The following is a 4,346-nucleotide window of genomic DNA, read 5'->3' on the forward strand; positions in this document are numbered from 1 at the left end:
AACGGCAATTGATTACTACAGCAACCAGTCTAAAACTTATTGGACAGAATTCAATCTATATTCAAAAGGGTTAATTGCTTTAATTCAGCATAGAAATGATAATTCAATAATAACTTCTGAAATAGTAAAATCGTTAAAAGAAAACAGCATTACTTCAGAAGAATTAGGAATGTACTGGAAAGAGAATACCACAAGTTGGTTTTGGTATCAGGCTCCAATTGAAACACAAGCACTACTTATTGAAGTGTTTTCAGAAATTGAAAATGATATTAAAATTATTGATGAATTAAAAGTTTGGCTGCTTAAAAACAAACAGACCAATAGTTGGAAAACCACTAAAGCAACTACAGAAGCTGTGTATGCATTGTTATTACAAGGAAGTGATTGGTTGTCAATTAACAAATCTGTTGAAGTTACAATTGGAAACAAAAAAATTGAGCCTTCAAAATTAGAAAATGTAGCTATAGAAGCTGGTACTGGATATTATAAAACTTCTTGGAATAATTCTGAAATCACTCCAGAAATGGGAGAAGTAACACTTTCTAAAAAAGATAAAGGCATTGCTTGGGGAGGTTTGTATTGGCAATATTTTGAAGATTTAGATAAAATAACTTCAGCTGAAACTCCGTTAAAATTAAGTAAAAAACTATTCTTAAAATCAAATACTGATACTGGTAAAGAAATAACGGAAATAACAGAAACCTCAACCCTAAAATTGGGAGATTTAATTACAGTTAGAGTAGAATTAAAAGTGGATAGGCCAATGGAATTTGTGCATATGAAAGATATGCGCGCCAGCGGTTTAGAACCAGTAAATGTACTATCTAGCTACAAATGGCAAGATGGTTTAGGTTATTATGAAAGCACAAAAGATGCTTCAACTAACTTTTTTATGGAACGTTTACCTAAAGGTGTGTATGTTTTTGAATACGATTTACGTGTAAATAACGCTGGTAATTTCAGCAATGGAATTACAACTATACAAAGTATGTATGCTCCTGAATTTAGTAGTCACAGTGAAGGTGTTAGAATTGAAGTTGAATAATTTTACAGCACAAAAACTCAAAGGACAAAGTGGCAAAATTAGATATTTTTGTTACTTTGCCCTTTTATAACTTGAAATCTTCAAAACTTACAATTTAATCTTTACTGTTTCAGTTTCATCGACATTATAATAATGAGAAAAGCCTAAAACTTTATATTGAATTTTCCCGTCATACTTTACTTCAATCTTTTTACTGAAAAGACTTCCAATTAATCCCCCTAAATTTTTATTGGAAAAAATTCTATCTGTTGGAATATTCACTTTTAAAGGAATGGTAAATTCTTTTTTGGCAGGCACCTCAAAGCTTTCTGAAGTTAATGTTGCCATTTCATTTCCGTTTACATAAACTTTAATGCCATCGGCTTTCAATGCTCCTCCAATATCGTTGGGATTTCTAAATAACCCTTCTCCTTCTATTATAACAAATGTTTTTGTTGATTCTAAAACCTTTAGGTTTTTAATACCAATAAACTCTGGTGGCTCTTTTACAGTACAACTTAAAACAATAAACGCAAAGGTCAATAGTCCTATTGTTTTTCTAATCATTCGATTATTCTAAAAGTAAATTTGAATTATAATAATTAATATCCATTATTTCTAGGCGCTCTCTATGTTTCTTTAATCGAGTAATATAATCTTCCCAATTTCTGTTTTCAGCAGGAGTCCAACCAATCTCAGAATGACCAATAATTCTTGGGAAGGTCATATATTCAATGTCATCCATTGTTTCTATAGTTTCTGACCATAAAGGAGATTCAATACCTAATATATCTTTTTTTGTAATTCCTTCAACAAATGTTTCAGGAGTCCATGAGTAAGCACTATCTAACTCAATTGTTGCTGCCCAACTTAAACCTATTTTAGTAAGAGAATCATACTTCATATCTAAATAAACTTTAGTAGCCGGAGACATAATAACTTTTGCATTTTTAGTAATTCCTTTTAAGGCATTCTCTTTTTTTGCCCAAAATTGCACTACTGTATTCTCTTCAAGATCAGCATGTGCAATTTCATCCCAACCAATTACTTTTTTATTGTGAGCTAAAACAATTTTTTGAACGCGATTAATGAAATAAATATAATCTTCCATTTCGGTAACATGAGATTCATCTCCACCAATATGAATGTATTCACCAGGTGTTATTGCTGATAATTCACCAATTACATCATCTATAAATTTATAAGTAATTTCTTTATCGGTACATAAAGTACTAAAACCAACTTTTATTCCTGTATATAATTGTGTTGCCTTACCATCACAATTTAATTCTGGATACGAAGCTAATGCCGCATTTGTATGCCCTGGCATATCAATTTCAGGTATTATAGTTATATATCTATCAGAAGCATATTCAACAATATCTTTATATTGTTCTTGAGTATAAAATCCACCTTCTCCTCCACCTACTTCTGCAGAACCTCCTATAGCTGTTAAATTTGGCCAGGATTTAATTTCAATTCTCCATCCTTGATCATCAGACAAATGAAGGTGCAGCACATTTAATTTGTATGCTGCTAATAAATCAATATATCTTTTTACATCGTCTACACTAAAAAAATGACGCGCCACATCTAACATAGCTCCTCTATATTTATAATCCGGATAATCTTGAATTTCTCCAGTCGCCATATACCATGATTGTTCAATTTTATTAGAAGCTTCAATTTCATTTGGTAATACTTGTCTAATTGTTTGAATACCTCTAATAATACCTTTAACAGAATTTGCTTCCAAGCTAATTTTATCTTCGTCAATTCTCAATTTATAACCTTCATCACCAAATTTTGTATCTAAATTTGATATTTTTAAATGAATGTTATTAGTAACCTCTTTTTCTGAACCAATTTCTGTTTTTAAATTAAAACCAGTTGCTGGATTTAACAAACTTGCTAAATAGTTTCCTGCTTTAAATAATACTTTAGAATCATTACTTACTAATATTTTAGTCTGATCTGTTAATTGAAATGAACTATTCGTTTCAATAAGAGAAACTGGTTTAGGAAACAATACGGCTTCTGAAAGTTTCATTTCTGGGCTACTTGAACAAGAATTTAATACTAAAGCTATAATCAAAAAAAGCAATTTACTAAAAGGAATCAATTTTTTCATTAGGTAAAATTATTAATAGAATGTATATAACAAAAATACAAGATAAAATTAATAACTACTTATTTTTTCGATTAACAGCATCATTTAACCAATTATCAACTTTAAACTTTCTATAAAAGCTTAATAACGAGTTTTAAATAATAAATTTTACAGAATAAAGAGTGAGTTTTAACTCAATATAATTTAGTAGCTTTAATTCAATTTTTAAAACTTTAAATATTAACTGTACATTTGCATAAAAATTAAAAAAATGGATTTAAAACTGATTCCAAATATAAAACATACTAAAAGTAATAACTTCTTTTTATTAGCTGGTCCTTGTGCCATTGAAGGTGAAGAAATGGCTATGCGTATTGCTGAACACATTTTAAAAGTAACGGATAAATTAGAAATTCCGTTTATTTTTAAGGGAAGTTTTAAAAAGGCAAACAGAAGTAGAATTGATAGTTTTACAGGAATTGGAGATGAAAAAGCCTTAAAAATATTAAAAAAAGTTTCTGAAACTTTTAATGTTCCTACGGTAACTGATATACATACAAATGAAGATGCTACAATGGCAGCGCAATATGTAGATGTATTACAAATACCTGCTTTTTTAGTGAGACAAACCGATTTGGTAGTTGCCGCAGCAAAAACTGGAAAAGTGGTGAATTTGAAAAAAGGACAATTTATGAGTCCGAGTGCAATGAAACACGCAGTTCAAAAAGTAAAAGATTCTGGAAACCAAAAAGCTTGGATTACTGATAGAGGAACCATGTTTGGTTACCAAGATATGGTTGTTGATTTTAGGGGAATTCCTGAAATGCAACAATTTGCACCTACTATTTTAGATATTACACATTCTTTACAGCAACCAAATCAAACAAGTGGTGTTACGGGAGGACGACCAGATATGATTGAAACTATTGCCAGAGCTGGAGTTGCTGTTGGTGTTGATGGACTGTTTTTAGAAACTCATTTCGATCCTAAAAACGCAAAAAGTGACGGAGCAAACATGTTAGATTTACAATATTTAGAGGGTCTTTTGAGTAATTTAGTAGCAATTAGAAAAACGATTAATAGTTTTAAGAAATAATAAATTTTACACATAAATATTTTTTATACTTGTTGAGCTATAATTGACTTCGACTCCACTCAGGCATATAACTTAGCGTGAGATACCAATCAAAAAACAGCAATTATCAAATAAAA

General features: G+C 30.1%; 3 protein-coding genes and 1 pseudogene. 2 read left to right on the forward strand and 2 right to left on the reverse strand.

All coding sequences use genetic code 11. The features are described from left to right. Nucleotides 1–1,045: pseudogene (locus AB1Z17_RS00025) on the forward strand (alpha-2-macroglobulin); the annotation flags it as partial. Nucleotides 1,046–1,132: 87 nt separating this feature from the next. Here the strand turns inward: AB1Z17_RS00025 and AB1Z17_RS00030 are convergent. Together AB1Z17_RS00030 and AB1Z17_RS00035 are read right to left on the reverse strand one after the other, a co-directional pair. Beyond that, entirely contained in the window at nt 1,133–1,591 is a 459-nt protein-coding gene (locus AB1Z17_RS00030; protein WP_368049744.1) for an LEA type 2 family protein, read from the reverse strand. Nucleotides 1,592–1,595: 4 nt separating this feature from the next. Beyond that, on the reverse strand, nt 1,596–3,074 hold the full coding sequence (locus AB1Z17_RS00035; protein WP_368049745.1) for a beta-N-acetylhexosaminidase: 1,479 nt from the start codon (nt 3,072–3,074) through the stop codon (nt 1,596–1,598). Nucleotides 3,075–3,405: 331 nt separating this feature from the next. Between AB1Z17_RS00035 and kdsA the strand changes: the two genes are divergently transcribed. Further along, nucleotides 3,406–4,230, forward strand: a complete 825-nt coding sequence (gene kdsA, locus AB1Z17_RS00040) for a 3-deoxy-8-phosphooctulonate synthase (RefSeq protein WP_368049746.1) — start codon at nt 3,406–3,408, stop codon at nt 4,228–4,230. Nucleotides 4,231–4,346: the final 116 nt, after the last annotated feature.

It is taken from the genome of Lutibacter sp., assembly GCF_040883305.1.
Classification (GTDB): Bacteria; Bacteroidota; Bacteroidia; order Flavobacteriales; family Flavobacteriaceae; genus Lutibacter.